The sequence below is a fragment of the Streptomyces sp. TE5632 genome, assembly GCF_054061295.1.
In genome coordinates this window covers 5,528,490-5,544,119 of sequence record NZ_JBSSEA010000003.1, presented here as the reverse complement: position 1 = coordinate 5,544,119, position 15,630 = coordinate 5,528,490, and the positions used below count along the sequence as shown (strand labels likewise).

Here is a 15,630-nt window from a genome sequence, read left to right as displayed (position 1 = left end):
CGCGCCACTGGGCCGATCGGCGGAAGCCACCGCGCGGGACCGCCGCTGATCAGCGATGGCCACCGACGATCGGAAAAGCGCACAATCAAGACAACTGATGATTCAGGGCAGGCAGGGTGGCGACGGTGGGCATGGGACGAGGGACGCGCACACGACGCGCGGCACGTACACGGCGCACGACACGTACACGGCGCACGGCAACGGCGGGAGCACTGCTGGCGGTGTTCCTGACGGCCGGTCTGGCGGCCGGCTGCACGGCCTCGGACAGCCCGGTCGACGACGGCCGCGGAGAGCCCTGGCCGTCGCCGCTCGAACCGCGGCCGGACGGGACCGGCAGCCCTCCGGTGCTCGCCGTGAAGCTCGACAACGCTCCCGCGGCCCGGCCGCAGACGGGCCTGGACGCGGCGGACGTGGTGTACGTCGAGCAGGTCGAGGGCGGGCTGAGCCGGCTGATGGCGGTCTACGCCACCCGGCTGCCCGAGTCCGTGGGGCCGGTGCGCAGCGCCCGGGAGGCCGATCTGGAGCTGCTGCGCCAGTTCGACCGGCCGGTCCTGGCGTTCTCCGGGGCGCAGAGCAGACTGCTGCCGCTGATCGACGAGGCACCGCTGGAGGCCCTGACCCCGGGGACGCCCGGCTCCAAGGCGGGCGTCTACGGCCGGGCCACCGACCGGTCCTCCCCGCACAACCTCTATCTCCACCCCCGGCGGCTCCTGGACGACCCGCCCGGCCGGTCCGCACTGACCACCGGCTTCCACCACGGTCCGCCGCCCCGGGGCGGCACACCCGAGGCCACGCACACGGTGCGCTATCCGGCGGCCCGCTTCGCCTTCACCTGGTCCGACGCCCGCGACCGCTGGCTGGTCTCGATGGACGGCGATCCCGCGGTCACCCCGCGGGGCGAGCGGCTGGCGCCCGCGACCGTCGTCGTGCAGTACGTGACCGTTCGCCCCTCCGACTACCGCGACTACCTCGGCAACAACACGCCGTACACCGAGACGGTGGGCTCCGGGGAGGCCACCGTGCTGCGCGACGGGCGCGCCCACGAGGTCCGCTGGAGCCGGCCGGACGCCACGGACGGCACCTCGTTCACGACGAACGACGGCGCTCCGGTGAACTTCGCGCGGGGGCAGGTGTGGGTGGTCTACGCGAAGGCCCCCTGATCAGCGCGGGTCCGTCACCCGGCGTCGCGACTGCGGCACCGCGGCACCGCGTCACCGTGTCACCGGTTCGACGGGGCGGCGGGATGGCGCAGCCCCTCGGCCGCGTCCGCCACCCGGCGGATCAGCTCGAAGAAGGCGGCCTGCTCGTCGTCACCCAGCGGGGCCAGGAAGACCTGGTTCATCCGGGCGGTGCGCACCACCAGCTTGCGGTGGGCGCGCAGGCCGTCGTCCGTGAGCCGGAGCAGGAAGCGGCGGCCGTCCTGCGGATCACGGACCTTGTCGAGCAGGTCCCGCCGGAGGAGCCGGCCGATCACCTCGGCGACGGTGGACCGGTCGAGTCCCACCCGCTCCCCCACCGTGCGCTGGTCCAGGCCGGGCTCGGCTACGAGCGCGTTGAGGACCGCGAACTGCGGCGAGGTGATCTCCTCGGAGACCATCGTGTTCCACAGCAGGTGGTGCGCCTGCTGGAGCCGCCGGGCCAGATGCCCGGGATGGCTGGTGAGGTCCACCGCTGCCATGTACGCCCCCACTGCCTCACGTCGTTTCGTTGGTGCACTGAACAATACCCGTGCGAGGGCGGACCTGTCTGCGGCTCCTGAGGACATCGCCTCCTGAAGACGTCATCGCTGGACAGAAGAGGGTATTGACGCCTCGACCCAGTGATGGCAGCGTGAAGGACTGCTGCGAAAATACTCAGTGCCCTGATTATCTCGGTGCCGACGACACACGGCCGCGGACCGGTGCGCACCCGGTCGGCCGGACTGGAAGGGAAGGGGTTTCCCGATGGACAAGGTGTTGGCCTCCGCCGCGGAGGCAGTGGCGGAGGTGGTCGGGGGGGATCACCGCCCCGGCCGGAGCCGGACCGACCGTTGTGGAGGGACTGTCGTGACGAACGCACTCACCCAGCACGACATCGACCAGGAGATCACGGCCGAGCACGCCGCGTACGAGAAGCGGGTGGCGGGCGGCGCCCCGGTCGAGCACCATCCCCGCCGCGACTACGCCCCGTACCGCTCCTCGGTGCTGCGCCACCCCAGGCAGCCGGCGATCGCCGTCGACGTGTCCAAGGACCCGGAGCTGGTGGAGCTGTCCTCCCCCGCCTGGGGTGAGCGGGACATCACCGTGGTCGACAACGACCTCACGCGCCACCACGACGGCGAGCCCGTCGGTGAGCGCATCACCGTCTCCGGACGGCTGCTGGACCGCGACGGGCGTCCCGTGCGCGGCCAGCTGGTGGAGATCTGGCAGGCCAACTCGGCCGGACGGTACGCCCATCAGCGGGAGCAGCACGACGCCCCGCTGGACCCCAACTTCACCGGCGCCGGCCGCACCCTGACCGACGCCGACGGCTTCTACCGCTTCACGACCGTCCAGCCGGGCCCGTACCCGTGGCGCAACCACGTCAACGCGTGGCGCCCGGCGCACATCCACTTCTCCGTCTTCGGGTCGGCTTTCACCCAGCGGCTGGTGACGCAGATGTACTTCCCGAACGACCCGCTCTTCCCCTACGACCCGATCCTGCAGTCGGTGACCGACGACGCGGCCCGCCGGCGGCTGGTGGCGACCTACGACCACAGCCTGTCGGTGCCGGAGTTCTCCCTCGGCTACCACTGGGACATCGTGCTCGACGGACCGCGGGCCACCTGGATGGAAGAAGGGCGCTGACCACCATGACGAAGATCGACACGAGCAGCCCGGAGAACGTGCTGCCCACCCCCTCGCACACCGTCGGCCCGTTCTACGGCTACGCGCTGCCCTTCCGCGGCGGCGAGGACATCGCGCCGCTCGGCCACCCGGACACCGTCACCGTGCACGGGTACGTGTACGACGGCGAGGGCAAGCCGCTGCCGGACGCGTTGCTGGAGGTGTGGGGCGCCGATCCGGAGGGCAATCTGCCGACGGCCGACGGCTCGATGCGGCGGGACCCGGCGAGCGGCGACTTCCTGGGCCGCAACGGGGTGGAGTTCACCGGCTTCGGCCGGATCCAGACCGATGCCGACGGCCACTGGTACGTGCGCACGCTGCGGCCGGGGGCGCGGGGCCGGCACGCGCCGTACCTCAGTGTGTGCGTGTTCGCGCGGGGCCTGCTGATGCATCTGTTCACCCGGATCCACCTGCCCGGCGACGAGGCCGTGCTCGCGGCGGACCCGCTGCTGTCCCGGCTCGACGCGGACCGCCGCGACACGCTGATCGCGGTGGACGAGGGCCACGGGACGTACCGTTTCGACATCCGCCTTCAGGGCGAGGGCGAGACGGTCTTCCTGGAGTTCCAGTGACATCACCCGACACCGGTACCGGCCTGCTCGCCCCCGGGTGGGCCGGTTCCCCGGCCGCCGCCGAGACCGACGACGGCGCCGTCCTGCGGGCGCTGCTGGACGCCGAGGCCGCGCTGACCCGGGCGCAGGCCGCCGCGGGGCTCGTCCCCGCCGAGGCCGCGGCGGCGGTCACGGAGGTGGCCGCCGACCCCGGGCGCTTCGATCCCGCGTCCCTCGCCGAGCGTGCGCGGGGCGGCGGGAACCCGGTGATCCCGCTGGTCGCGGATCTGACCCGGGCGGTCGGCGAGGAGCACGGCCCCTCCGTGCACCGGGGTGCGACCAGCCAGGACATCATGGACACGGCGATGATGCTGGTCGCCCACCGCGCCCTGGGCCCGCTCCTCGACGACCTCGACCGCTGTCAGCGGGCGCTGGCCGGTCTCGCCGCCGAGCACCGCGACACGGTGCTGCCGGGGCGGACGCTGACCCAGCACGCGGTGCCGACGACGTTCGGGCTGAAGGCCGCCGGGTGGCGGTCGCTGGTGCTCGACGCCCGCGACCGGGCGACGGCCGTACGCGCCTCGCTGCCGGCCCAACTCGGCGGTGCCGCCGGGACCCTGGCGGCCTTCACGGCGTACGGGGCGACGGACGCGACCGCGCTCCCCGCGCTCTACGCCCGGGAGCTCGGACTGTGCCCGCCCGCTCTCCCCTGGCACACGCTGCGCACTCCGGTCGCCGATCTCGCCGGCGCCCTCGCCTTCACCGCCGGGGCGCTGGGCAAGCTCGCGGCGGACGTGCTCACCTCCTCCCGCACCGAGATCGCGGAGCTCTCCGAGGGCAGCGGTGGCGGCTCCTCGGCCATGCCGCACAAGGCCAACCCGGTGCGTTCGACGCTGATCGCGGCGGCGGCCCGGCGCGCACCGCAGCTCGCGGCCACGCTGTACGGCTCACTGGTGGCCGAGGACGAGCGGCCGGCCGGTGCCTGGCACGCCGAGTGGGAACCGCTGCGGGACCTGCTCCGCCTGGCCGGTGGAGCGGCCCGGGACGCCGCCGAACTCTCCGAGGGGCTGCGGGTGCACGCGGACGTGATGCGCGAACACCTCGGCCTCACCCACGGGTTGATCGTCTCCGAGCGGCTGTCCGTGGAGCTGGCGCCCGTACTCGGCCGCGGCCGGGCGAAGGAACTGCTCACCCGCCTGGCGCGGCGCGCCTACGCCGAGGGCCGCGACCTCGGTGAACTCCTCGCCGAACAGGTCGAGTCGGCCGAACTTCCGGAACTGAAGCACACCGACATCGCTGACATCGCCGCCGCGACCGATCCCACCCGTTACACCGGTTCCGCCGGACCTCTCACCGACCGTGCACTGGAGCGCTCGTGACCGACACCGTCCTCAACCACCTTATTGAGGGGCCCAGTTCCGCTCCCCCGCTGCTGCTCGGCCCCTCGCTGGGCACGTCGTACGCGCTGTGGGACAAGGTGGCGCCCGAGCTGTCGGTCACGCACCGGGTGGTCCGCTGGGACCTGCCGGGGCACGGCGGTTCGGCGGCCGGGCTGATCGGTCCCGGCGCGACCGTCGGTGAGCTGGCGGATCTGGTGATCGGGCTCGCCGACACGCTCGGCATCGAGCGGTTCGCCCATGCGGGCGTGTCGCTGGGCGGCGCGGTGGGACTGGAACTGGCCGTGCGTCACCCGGAGCGGGTGTCGTCCCTGGCCGTGATCTGTTCCTCGGCGCACTTCAACGGCGCGAAGGCGTGGGAGGAGCGGGCGGCGCTGGTACGGAGCGAGGGTCTTTCGGGACTCGCGGAGAATGCGGACGCCCGCTGGTTCACGCCCGGTTTCACGGTGCCGGAGCTGGTCCGCGACCACCGGGACGCCGATCCCGGGGCGTATGCCGCCTGCTGTGACGCGCTGGCCGCGTTCGATCTGCGGGAGCACCTCGCACAGATCCGGGTGCCGACCCTGCTGGTGGCCGGCCGGGAGGACCCGGCGACGCCCCCGGCGCATCTGCGCGAGATCGCCGACGCGGTGCCGGGCGCGGGGCTCGTGGAGATCCCGGGTGCCTCTCATCTGGCGCCGGCGGAGCGTCCCGAGGCGGTGCTGACGGCGCTGCGGGCCCACTTCGGCGGGGACGCGCTCAGCGGGATGCGGGTACGGCGCGAGGTCCTCGGGGACGCGCACGTGGACCGGGCCCAGGCCCGGCAGACGGCGTTCACCGCGCGGTTCCAGGACTTCATCTCGCGCTACGCCTGGGGCGAGATCTGGACCGATCCGACGCTCACCCGCCGCGAACGCAGCATGATCACGCTCACCGCGCTGGTCGCGCACGGCCACTACGACGAGCTGGCCATGCACGTCCGCGCGGCACTGCGCAACGGGCTCACCCCCGAGGAGATCGGAGCGGTGCTGATGCAGACGGCGGTGTACTGCGGCGTACCGGCGGCCAACTCGGCCTTCGCCACGGCCCAGCGGGTACTGGCGGAGGAGACCGACGGCACGTCGTGACGGGCCCGGGGCCCGTGCCGGGGCGGGGCGCTACGGCCGGTTGTCCGCGACCCGCCCGGCGGTCGGGGCCGGCGCGGCGGCCGACGCCTGTCCGGTGACCGAGGCCAGTTCGGCCCGGGCCCGCGCGGCCAGCCCGTCCGCGCCGCAGGACCGTGCGAGCGCCAGACCGCGCTCCAGGTCGGTCCTCGAGCGGGCGAGGATGCCGTACTCGACGCGGGCGGTGGCGTGTTCGTACTGGCAGGGCGAGGACTCCAGGTAGGCGACGGCCCGGGCGGCGAGCCGCACCGCCCGCTGGCCGGTCTCCAGGGCGGCGGCGCAGCGCAGGGCCTCCCCCACGGCGGTGTCCGTGCCGAAGCGTTCGGCCTGCCTGCGGTACTCCACGGCGAGCCGGGCGGCACGGGCCGGGTCCGTCCCGGCGAGGGCGCGGGCCAGGTCGGCGGCCCAGAAGACGTGGACGGGGTTGTGGTGGCCGCGGGCGGCCGCCGCCTTCTCGGCGGCCTCCAGTTCGTTGACGCCGTCCTCGGTGCGGCCGACCGCGAGCAGCAGTCTGCCGCGCACCGAGCGGAGGTCGGGAAGCACGATGGTGGACGGGTAGGGCGGTGCGAAGCCGTGCCGTTCGGCGACCGCCCGGGCTTCGTCCACGTGCCCGCGGGCGAGCAGGGTGTCGACCAGGTTGCAGGTCGCCGTCCAGTACAGGGGCAGACCGCGGCCGACGCGTTCGGCCAGACGCAGGGACTCGCGCAACGATTTCTCCGCCGCCGCCAGACGGCCCCGCCTGCGGTGCCCGAGACCGATGTAGGCGTGGGCGAGGGCCAGGTGACCGCCGCTCCAGCCTGCCGTCTCGTAGGCGCGCAGGGCCTCGTTGTAGAGGCTTTCGGCGCGGTCGAGCCGGTCGGTGTAGGCGTAGACCCCGGCGAGCATCAGCAGCAGTTCGACGCCCCATTCGGAGTCGGTCCAGCCGAGGCCGGGCGCGAGGCGGCCGTTGACGAGGGCGCGGTCGCAGATCTCGGCGACCTCCTCGGCGTTCTCGCCGCGCATCATGGCGTCGAAGCCGCGCAGGATGAGCAGCGCGCGCTCGGAGTTGTCGCGGCCGGTGCAGGTGGCGGCGAGGGCGGCCAGGCGTTCGCTGCGGCCGGGTGCGGGGGTCTCGCCGGCGTGGATGCCCTCCCACATGAACTGCACGGCCTGCAGCCGCATCCGGGCGGGTCCCGGCTCCAGCCGGGCGGCCTCCGCCTCGACGGTGCGGAGGGCCTCCTCCGTCTGGTTGTTGTGCAGCAGCGCCTGCGAGAGCCGGACCACGGCGTCCACCCGTGCGTCGCCGTCGAGGCCGGACATGCCGAGTGCGGTCCGCAGATGGCCGATGGTCCGGGCGGGTGCGGTCAGGAAGGTGGCGCAGCCCAGTTCGTAGAGCACGTGCGCGTGCACCTCGGGGCGGGGCGGTTCCTCCAGCGCGCGTTCCAGGCAGCGGCGGGCCGCGTCCGGGGCGCCGGTGGCGAGGTGTTCGCGGGCGGCCTCACGCAGTTGCCACACGAGTTCCTCGTCGTCGTCCGGGTGCACCTCGAGGAGGTGCCGGGAGGCGGACGCGGCGCCGTGTCCGGAGTCGGTGACGATCCGGGCGGCGATGCCGTGCATGGCCCGGCGCAGGGCGTCGGGGATGGAGTTGTAGACGGCGGTGGCGATGAGCGGGTGGACGAACTCGAGGTCGGCCACTCCGGTACGGCCGGTGCCGGGGTCGGGGACGGTGAGGATGCGGGCGCCGCGCAGGAGTTCGGCGCAGCGGACGGCGTCGTCACGGTTCAGGGTGGCGAGCCGGGCCACCAGCTCGACGGTGATGTCGGTGCCGAGGATGGCGGCGGCCCAGGCGAACCGGGTGGAGTCTATGCCGAGTTGTTCCAGGCGGGCCACGAGTCCGCCGCCGCGGGCGGAGCGGTTCAGCGCGCGCAGTTCGCCCGCGTGGGTTTCGACGGGTTCGAGTTCGCTGTCCCGGACCTTGGCGAGGAGTTCGACGGTCTCGTACGGGTTGCCGCCGGTGACGGCCCACACCTCGCGGCAGAACGCGGCGTCCGCGTTCTCGCCCAGGGTGGCGCGGGTGAGTCCGGCCGTGGCGAGCGGGGTCAGGGCGCTGAGGACGGTGACGGGGTGGTCGGCCGCCTCGGCGACGGCGTCCAGGTGGCGGGCGCTCACCCCGGAGACCTCGCCCGGCCGGCGGGAGACCACGACGAGGACGGGTACCTCCGCCAGGCGTTCGGCGAAGACGGCGAGCCAGTGCAGGGTCTCCTGGTCGGCCCAGTGGGCGTCGTCGATGGTCAGCACCAGCGGCCAGTCCCGGCGGGCCAGCCGTCGCACCGCGGCGACCAGCCCCTCGCAGACGCCCTGCGGGTCGATGTGCCGGTCGCCGGGCTCCGCGACGCCGAGGGCCGGGCCGGCGATGTCGTACCAGTCGCCGAGGTACTCGCGGACCTCCTCCGGCAGCATCGACACCAGTGCGGGCTGGAGGAGTTGACGCACGACGTTGAAGGGGACGGAGCGCAGGGTCTCGCCGCCGCGGGCCGACCAGACGGTGCAGCCGCGCTGTTCGGCGATGCGCCGTGTCTCGGCGAGCAGCGCGGTCTTGCCGAGCCCCGCCTCGCCCCGGAGCACCAGCAGGTCGCCGGGTGAGGACCGGTCCGCGCACAGGGTGTCGACCACCGCCGTGATGGCGGCGATCTCCTCGTCCCGCTCCCAGAGGGAGGGCGGGGCCTCGCCCGTGGGCCGTACCTCCGTCATCCCGCTGCCTCCCCAAGTCGCCCGAACGACGTACAGGCGTCGAGCGTAGTCCTCCGGCAGCCCTGATGGAGCAGTACCGCGCCCGCTCTTGCCGTGACGGGTGACACGCGGTACAGAGGTCGACGCGTCCCGCCGCCCACCTGGGCGTCCGGAGTCAACAGCCTTAAGGGAAAGCGATGGTGACGGAGCGTCGGATCAGTTTCACAGGGGCGCGACGGGGCAGGGGAAAGCCTGCGGTGAGGCGGCGGCGCGCCGGCCCTGCCGGGGGTGCACCGAGGGTGTCCGGGGCCGGGGTGGCCGGTCGGGGCGGGGCCGGGGCAGAGGGTGGCCGGTCACCGGAGGTGACGGACCTCTCCCCTCCGGTCTCATCCGGTCTCATCCGGCTTTCATCGACGCCTCATACGGTGGGGACATGACGCAGGCGACTCCTCCCGGGTGGTATCCCGACCCCGGGCAGACGAATGACGGACCGGCCACCGAGCGCTGGTGGGACGGCACCGCCTGGACGGACCAGGTCCGGCCGACGGGCTCGGCACCCGCCTGGGGCCCTCCGGCACCGGGCACGGCGGCCGGGCCGGCGTACCCGGCCCATCCGGCGTACCCGGTGCATCCGGCGTACCCGGTGCATCCGGGATATCCCGGGGTCGTGCAGTCCGGCTCCGGTTCCGGCCGGGGGCGCGGGCTGCGGATCGGAATAGCCGTGGCGGCGGCCGTCGCCGTGCTGGCGAGCATCGGGGTCGGCGTGTACGCGCTGACCGACGACAACGGGGCCGGTGACTCCGCGGCCTCGCAGGGGCCGGGCGGACGGGACGGCGGCCCCGGTGGTTCGGAAGGCGGTCCGAAGGGCGGTCCCGACGGGGAGGGGTCCGGCCCGGACACCTCTCAGCCGCCACGGGTCGAGAGCGGGTCGGTGACCGACGGGCTGAGCGGAATCAGCCTGCCCATCCCGGACGGCTGGTACGGCCAGGAGGGCCAGGTGGGCGCCCAGATCATGTCGGAGGACACCTACGAATGCCCCGGCAACACCTCCAGCACCTGCACCAAGGGCGGGGCCTACTCGGCGCCGGCGCCGGCCCTCGGCATCCGCGGCTCCACCGCCGAGGAGGTCGCCAAGGCGGACATCGCCGCCAATGCCGAGGAGTCGTACGGCGGCGATTCCTACGGGAGGATCACCTCGCACGAGGTCCTCGAGTCGAAGGCGGTGGACGTCGCCGGACAGAAGGGCTACCTGGTGCGCTGGAGGGCGGTCACCAGCAAGGGCTCCGACGGGTACGTCCAGTCGTTGGCCCTCCCCTCCCCCGCGCAGCCGAAGCAGATCGTCGTGATCCGCTTCGGTCTGGACACCGACCAGAGGCAGTCGGTCCTCGACGACATCATCGAGGGCATCGAGGAGGCGGAGGGCCGCGGCGGCAACGGCCAGGACGTCTGACCCGCTGACGCGACGGCCGGGTGGCGCTCAGGCAGCGAGGAGCAGGATGCCGAGAACCAGGAGCGCCACCGCCTTGACGGCCTCGAACGCCACGTAGTACCAGTGGGCGTGGGAGCGGGGCAGTTGCTCTCCGGCGAGCACCCGGTCGGACCGGCGGTTGAGCCGCGGCCGGATCACACCGAGTTGAGCTGCCAGCACCACGGTCACCACGACGGCGAGCACGACCACCGAGGTGCTGGGCCCGCCGGCCGCCAAGGCGACAAGGGTGGTCGCGACGAGGACGAGCTCGACGAGATTGAGCGCCCGGAAGACGACGCGGCCGATGCCGAGGCCGATCGGGACGGTCACCCCCGGAGCCCGGAACTTCAACGGCGCCTCCAGGAAGGAGACCGCCAGCACCATGCCGAGCCAGACGAGGACGGCGGCGCCCGCTGTGGCGGCCGATAAGGAGTTCACTGCCGGACTGTCCTTCCTCTACGCGGCGCGCGCGTGGACGAAATGGGCGTGACAGACGTCGGGTTCGGCGAACGGCTCCAGCCGGTCGGCGGCGACGGGCGCGTCCAGTTCGGCCAACGCGCCCTTCATCAAGCCCAGATGGAGCGGGCAGACGATCTGCCGGTACTCCTCGGCGAGTTCGAGGAACGGACAGTGCCGCAGACGGATGACGTCCGGCACCTCATCGGACTCGCCGTTCACCGGGGTCACCGGGGTCACCGGGGTCACCGGGGTCACCGGGGTCACCGGGGTCACCGGATCGAAGCCGAGGTCGGCGAGGAGTCCGACCAGCCGGTCGACCGCTTCGCGGCCGGTCACGGTGTGGAAGGGCGGCGCCGGGTCGACCAGATGCCGCCCCCAGGCCCGGCCGGCCTCCACGGCCTCCGCCTCGGCGCCGGTCGACGCGAGCCGGCTGAGCAGCATCCGGGCCAGCAGTCGGTACTCACGCCGCCCTCCGCGGTCCATTCCGCGACGCGGCGCATACACCGCGCGGGGGCGCCCCCGCCCGGACGACGCCTCCAGGGTCCGCTCCACCGCCCCGCGCGTCACCAGCGAATCCAGGTGGAAGCGCGCCGTGTTGGCGTGGACCCCCACCCGCTCCGCCACCTCGTTGACACCGAGCGGCGCGCCGGCGGTGCGCAGCACCTCGAGCACGGCACGGCGGCGCGGGGTCACCGGATCGCCTCCCCCGGCGCGTTCCCCGGAGGTCACGTCGCTCCGTCCTGCGGCGGCAGCGCGGCGATCAGCGGGTGGTCCCGCTCGATCAGCCCCAGCTTGGAGGCGCCGCCGGGCGAGCCGAGGTCGTCGAAGAACTCGACGTTCGCCTTGTAGTAGTCCTTCCACTCCTCGGGAGTGTCGTCCTCGTAGAAGATGGCCTCGACCGGGCAGACCGGTTCACAGGCGCCACAGTCGACACATTCGTCCGGGTGGATGTACAAGGACCGCCGGCCCTCGTAGATGCAGTCGACCGGGCACTCGTCGACGCACGCCTTGTCCTTCACGTCGACACAGGGCTGCGCGATCACATAGGTCACGACGTCCTCCTCCCCGAATTTTCACGAATCCTACCTGTGAGAATAGTGCTTCATGGCATCGTTCCACCACCGGTGACGGCCGGGGATCACAGGAAACAGGGTCCCGCCCGGCCGGGCAGGACCCTGTGCGGGTGAAGCAGCCGATTCGCCCCGTGACCGGCCGGTCAGCGCGTGTCGCGCGTCATCTCGTCCACGACGAATCCGAGACCGATGCCGAGCATCCAGGCGTCCTTGGCCAACACGATGCCCTCCTGGGTCGGCCGCAGACTGCCTTCCCGCCGCATCCCCGGAGTGCGCAGGTACAGCCCCAGCAGCGCCGACGAGAACGCGGCGAGCCCGGCACCCGCCACCACCGTGGGCACGAAGGGCAGGAGCAGGGCGGCTCCCAGCGTGATCTCCCCGGTGGACAGCAGCCGCACGAAGGCCGCGGGCTGCATCCGGTCCAGGACCGGGTAGGTGTTCTTGGCCATTCCATGCAGCTGGGCCGCGGTCTCCTCGTCGACCCCACGCTTGGACAGGCCCGAGTTGAGGATGAACGCTCCCGTGGCCAGACGCGGCGCTACGTGCCTGGGTTCGATGGGCAGACGCATGAGGGCTCCCGGTGGCAAGGTGAAGCGCGATCGCGGTCCAGCCTAGGGCGCACGGCACTCACCGGCAGATCGAAGCGCCTTCCACTGCTCCGATCGCGCAAGCCCGTCCGGCGCACCGCGAGCGGGCGCACCGGGCACTTTCGCCTTTCGGCCTTCCCTTGAGGGGGATACCTTTAAGGGCAGGCAGGCCCGTATTCCGACATGCGCGCATACGCGGCATCCTGGAGGAGCTGTGGAACTCTTTCCCCCGCTGCCCTACGCCGAATGGCGGGCGACCAAGGAGACGCTGCACCGGTTCGCGCAGGTGGTCGGAAAGGTGCGGCTCGCGGCGTCGCCACGCCGTAACCACTGGTGGAACGTTCCCTACCATCTCACCGGACGTGGCATCACCACCCGCCCGATGGGCCTGGACGACCAGGGCCGCTTCTTCTGCATCGACTTCGACTTCGTCGACCACAGGCTTCTCGTCACGACCGGTTCGGGTCGCGAGGTGTCGTTCCCGCTGCCCGGCCTCTCGGTGGCCGACTTCTACCGGCGGTTGCAGTCCGCGCTCACCGAACTCGACGTCTCCGTGCACATCGGGCGACCGCGCCCCTTCGACCTCCCGGATTCCGACCGCCCCTTCGACGAGGACACGGAACACCGCGCCTACGACCAGGAGTCGGTGAACCGCTACTGGGTCATCCTGTCCCAGGTCAACCTGGTCCTGGAGGAGTACGCCGCCGAGTGGTCCGGAAAGACGAGTCCGGTGCACCACTTCTGGCACACCTTCGACATCGCGGTGACCAGGTTCTCCGACACCGCCGTCGCCCAATCCGAATCCGTCGATCCGGTCACCAGGGAGGCGTACTCCCGTGAGGTGATCAGCGCGGGCTTCTGGTTCGGCGACCCGGCCTTCCCTCAGGCGGCGTTCTACTCCTACACCGCGCCCGAACCGACCGGCCTGGCACGCCGTCCGCTGCAGCCCGCCGCCGCTTCGTGGGTCGAACGCGGCACCGGCAGCCGTCTGGCGATCCTCGAGTACGAGAAGGCCAGGACCGCGCCCTCGCCGCGCGCCGACGTACTCGCCTTCCTGCAGAGTGCCTACCGGGCCGGCGCGGAGACGGCGGGCTGGGACATCGAACGGAACGCCTGCCCGGGAGGCGTGACCGACCCCGCCGCCGCACAGCGGACCTGAGCAGCGGCCGGGGCCGTGCGGAAAAACGTCAGGAAAGGTATGCCTCCACTTCGCTGAACTGGGCCGCCGGCCAACCGGTGTTACCGGTGACGTGCAGGCGGAGGTGGCGCAGGTCGGTGCCCTCCGGCAGCGTCACGGTGGCCGTGTTGCCGGTGGCCGGGTCGAAGCGGTACTCCTTCGCGGCGAGGACCGTCGTGTACGCGGAGCCGTCGGTGCTGCCCTGGACGGCGAGGGTCTGGGTGCGGGTCTGCCACGCGGACTGCGGGGGCAGTTTCAGCACCAGCCGCCGGACGGCCCGGCTGGAGCCGAGGTCCACCGTCAGGGACTGCGGGAAGGCGTGGTTGGCGGACTCCCAGTAGGTGTTCGTGTCGCCGTCGACCGCCTTGGCCGGCGTGTAGACGTCCTGGGAGCCGGTGGCGGTCGCGGGGCGGCCCTGGGCGAGATTACGGTCCGGGTCGGGGTCGGGGTTGCCCTGGCCGGGCTCCGGCCAGGTGGAGCAGTCCGACCAGGTGCTGTCCCAGCCGGAGTTGCCGCCGCCGTCGGTGAGGGTGAAGGTGCCCGAGCCGGCCGGATAGGGGCAGTTGTAGACGCCGGCCGGACCGATGCCGGTGGCGGTGACGTTCCGGAAGGTGGCGGCGCCCGGTGTCTCGGCCTGGACGACGACCGTACCGGCCCCGGCGACGGTGGCGCCGTCGACGGTGATGTTCTTCGCGGCGTGCCCGCGTCCGCTGCCGGAGACGAACTCGAAGGCGCTGTAAGGGCTGTCGGTGATGGTGGTGTCGGTGATCCTGACCTGTGCCTCGATGGCGCTGTCGTAGGAGTCGACGCGCAGGGCACCCATGGGGTGGTTCCAGTTGGGGTTCATGGCACCGGTGCGGACCAGGGTGTTGCCGTCGACGGTGATCGTGCCGGCCAGCGGGTGGAACGGGTCGAGGAACTTCTGGTTGGAGATCGCGATACCGCTGCCCAGCGCGTTGGTGTCGGCGATCAGGTTGCCCCTGACGGTGATGTCGGTGCCGCCGTAGATCGCGATGCCGTTGGCGAGGTTCGGCTGCGAGACGGTGTTGTTCTCGAAACTGCTGTTGCTGTTGGGCCCGTACAGCGACCACATGGCGAGCGAGTCGTCGCCCTGGTTGCGCAGGAAGTTGCCGCGGACCTTCACCCCGCGTGCGTTGCCGTTGAGGTTGAGGCCGTCCGCCGTCATGTCGAGGAAGCGGCTGTTCTCCACGACCAGGTTGTCGTTGTTGCCGGTCAGCCAGAGACCCACCTTGAGGTGCTGGAGCCACATGCCGGAGACGGACGAGTTCGGGCCGAGCGAGCCGTTGACGAAGTTGTCGGGGTTCGAGTCGACCCGCTCGGTGACCTCGCCGATGACGGCGAAGTCCTTGATGTGGACGTTGCCGGCGGAATTCGACTGGTCGATGAAGCGGGAGGAGCGCACGACGGAGTGCCAGTGGCCCGCGCCCTGGAGGGTGACGTTCTGGACGCCGCCCAGTGCGGAGGTGAGCCGGTACTCGCCCTGCGGTATCCAGACCACCCCGCCCTGGGCCGCGGAGACGGCCTCCCGGAAGGCCTGCGTGGAGTCACCCCGGCCGCTGGGGTCGGCGCCCTTGTCGGTGACGGAGACCGAACCGGCCGGTCTGGCGGCGGGTGCGGCCACCTGCTCGAAGTCAGCCACGTCGACGGTGACCTGGACTCCCGTGGCCTGAAGGGTGACCGTGTCACCGGCCCGGATGTTCCGGTCGAGCAGCAGGCGCGCGTTGTCGAAGAAGTGATGGGTCTTGGAGCCTGCGATCCAACTGGTGTCGACGTAGGAGTACCTGGAGGTCACCGGCAGGGTCTTGGCCAGTTTCTCGCCGTTGACGTAGACGTCGAGCGAGCCGGACTGCCCGTCGGGGACGCTGTAGGCGACGTTCACGGCGTTGGCCGCGCGCGGCACCGTGAACTCGACCCGCTGACCGGCGTCGATCCGGACGGCCCGACGGCCCGAGGCCTCGGAGGCGAGGGTGCCCTGGGTGTGGTCGGGACCGATCCTGGTCCCGGTGGTCGTGACGGACTCGGCCTCGACCGAGGTGAAGGGGAGGGTGGCGCCCGCGGCGGCGTGGGCGGGCGCGGGCGCGAGGGCGGCGAGCATGCCGGCGGTGACGGCGACGACCGTACCGATGACTGACATGCTCCTGACAGTCAATCCGGAGGTGCGCATGGCTGGTCCCTTCATGGT

The 15,630-nt window shown here is 72.3% G+C and carries 14 protein-coding genes; 7 read left to right on the top strand and 7 right to left on the bottom strand.

The features are described from left to right. Window positions 1–131: 131 nt before the first annotated feature. The gene (locus tag ACVW19_RS30430) at window positions 132–1,160 is read left to right on the top strand and encodes a DUF3048 domain-containing protein (protein WP_457463438.1); all 1,029 of its coding nucleotides are present in this window, start codon (window positions 132–134) and stop codon (window positions 1,158–1,160) included. 59 nt (window positions 1,161–1,219) lie between these two features. On the opposite strand, the gene ACVW19_RS30425 is transcribed toward ACVW19_RS30430, so the two are convergent. Then, window positions 1,220–1,678, bottom strand: a complete 459-nt coding sequence (locus ACVW19_RS30425; RefSeq protein WP_457463436.1) for a MarR family winged helix-turn-helix transcriptional regulator — start codon at window positions 1,676–1,678, stop codon at window positions 1,220–1,222. A gap of 367 nt (window positions 1,679–2,045) precedes the next feature. Between ACVW19_RS30425 and pcaH the strand changes: the two genes are divergently transcribed. From pcaH to pcaDC, 4 genes are read left to right on the top strand one after another with little or no spacing between them, the layout of a single operon-like run. Further along, window positions 2,046–2,825: a protocatechuate 3,4-dioxygenase subunit beta gene (gene pcaH / locus ACVW19_RS30420; protein ID WP_457463434.1), complete on the top strand. Its 780-nt coding sequence runs from the start codon at window positions 2,046–2,048 to the stop codon at window positions 2,823–2,825. Between the two features lie 5 nt (window positions 2,826–2,830). Then, window positions 2,831–3,436, top strand: a complete 606-nt coding sequence (pcaG, locus tag ACVW19_RS30415) for a protocatechuate 3,4-dioxygenase subunit alpha (protein ID WP_457463433.1) — start codon at window positions 2,831–2,833, stop codon at window positions 3,434–3,436. Beyond that, a complete protein-coding gene (gene pcaB / locus ACVW19_RS30410) occupies window positions 3,433–4,794 on the top strand; it encodes a 3-carboxy-cis,cis-muconate cycloisomerase (RefSeq protein ID WP_457463431.1) in 1,362 nt (453 codons plus the stop codon). The genes pcaG and pcaB overlap by 4 nt, the downstream gene beginning before the upstream one ends. Then, window positions 4,791–5,918 (top strand): bifunctional 3-oxoadipate enol-lactonase/4-carboxymuconolactone decarboxylase PcaDC, encoded by a 1,128-nt coding sequence (gene pcaDC, locus ACVW19_RS30405; protein ID WP_457463430.1) that lies wholly within the window; start codon window positions 4,791–4,793, stop codon window positions 5,916–5,918. Before pcaB ends, pcaDC begins: the two co-directional genes overlap by 4 nt. Window positions 5,919–5,948: 30 nt before the next feature. Here the strand turns inward: pcaDC and ACVW19_RS30400 are convergent, their stop codons facing one another. Then, window positions 5,949–8,684 (bottom strand): ATP-binding protein, encoded by a 2,736-nt coding sequence (locus ACVW19_RS30400; RefSeq protein WP_457463428.1) that lies wholly within the window; start codon window positions 8,682–8,684, stop codon window positions 5,949–5,951. Window positions 8,685–9,096: 412 nt separating this feature from the next. On the opposite strand from ACVW19_RS30400, the gene ACVW19_RS30395 reads away from it, so the two are divergent. Further along, entirely contained in the window at window positions 9,097–10,113 is a 1,017-nt protein-coding gene (locus tag ACVW19_RS30395; RefSeq protein WP_457463427.1) for a DUF2510 domain-containing protein, read from the top strand. 27 nt (window positions 10,114–10,140) lie between these two features. On the opposite strand, the gene ACVW19_RS30390 is transcribed toward ACVW19_RS30395, so the two are convergent. From ACVW19_RS30390 to ACVW19_RS30375, 4 genes are all read right to left on the bottom strand, one after another. Continuing rightward, a complete protein-coding gene (locus ACVW19_RS30390; RefSeq protein WP_457463425.1) occupies window positions 10,141–10,569 on the bottom strand; it encodes a hypothetical protein in 429 nt (142 codons plus the stop codon). Window positions 10,570–10,587: 18 nt separating this feature from the next. Next, window positions 10,588–11,319, bottom strand: coding sequence for a helix-turn-helix transcriptional regulator (locus tag ACVW19_RS30385; protein WP_457463423.1), 732 nt, complete (start codon window positions 11,317–11,319; stop codon window positions 10,588–10,590). Next, window positions 11,316–11,642, bottom strand: a complete 327-nt coding sequence (fdxA, locus tag ACVW19_RS30380; RefSeq protein WP_109380233.1) for a ferredoxin — start codon at window positions 11,640–11,642, stop codon at window positions 11,316–11,318. Before fdxA ends, ACVW19_RS30385 begins: the two co-directional genes overlap by 4 nt. A 164-nt stretch (window positions 11,643–11,806) precedes the next feature. Next, window positions 11,807–12,232 (bottom strand): hypothetical protein, encoded by a 426-nt coding sequence (locus tag ACVW19_RS30375; protein WP_457463421.1) that lies wholly within the window; start codon window positions 12,230–12,232, stop codon window positions 11,807–11,809. A gap of 232 nt (window positions 12,233–12,464) precedes the next feature. On the opposite strand from ACVW19_RS30375, the gene ACVW19_RS30370 reads away from it, so the two are divergent. Then, entirely contained in the window at window positions 12,465–13,409 is a 945-nt protein-coding gene (locus tag ACVW19_RS30370; RefSeq protein ID WP_457463420.1) for a DUF5996 family protein, read from the top strand. Window positions 13,410–13,437: 28 nt separating this feature from the next. On the opposite strand, the gene ACVW19_RS30365 is transcribed toward ACVW19_RS30370, so the two are convergent. Further along, entirely contained in the window at window positions 13,438–15,612 is a 2,175-nt protein-coding gene (locus ACVW19_RS30365) for a discoidin domain-containing protein (protein ID WP_457463419.1), read from the bottom strand. Window positions 15,613–15,630: the final 18 nt, after the last annotated feature.

What these genes read in the sequence shown, in the direction of transcription:
- ACVW19_RS30395 (WP_457463427.1), top strand. Translation starts at nt 9,097, where the DNA reads ATGACGCAGGCGACTCCTCCCGGGTGGTATCCCGACCCCGGGCAGACG.
- ACVW19_RS30430 (WP_457463438.1), top strand. Translation starts at nt 132, where the DNA reads ATGGGACGAGGGACGCGCACACGACGCGCGGCACGTACACGGCGCACG.
- pcaG (WP_457463433.1), top strand. Translation starts at nt 2,831, where the DNA reads ATGACGAAGATCGACACGAGCAGCCCGGAGAACGTGCTGCCCACCCCC.
- ACVW19_RS30400 (WP_457463428.1), bottom strand. Translation starts at nt 8,684, where the DNA reads ATGACGGAGGTACGGCCCACGGGCGAGGCCCCGCCCTCCCTCTGGGAG.
- ACVW19_RS30425 (WP_457463436.1), bottom strand. Translation starts at nt 1,678, where the DNA reads ATGGCAGCGGTGGACCTCACCAGCCATCCCGGGCATCTGGCCCGGCGG.
- ACVW19_RS30365 (WP_457463419.1), bottom strand. Translation starts at nt 15,612, where the DNA reads ATGCGCACCTCCGGATTGACTGTCAGGAGCATGTCAGTCATCGGTACG.
- ACVW19_RS30375 (WP_457463421.1), bottom strand. Translation starts at nt 12,232, where the DNA reads ATGCGTCTGCCCATCGAACCCAGGCACGTAGCGCCGCGTCTGGCCACG.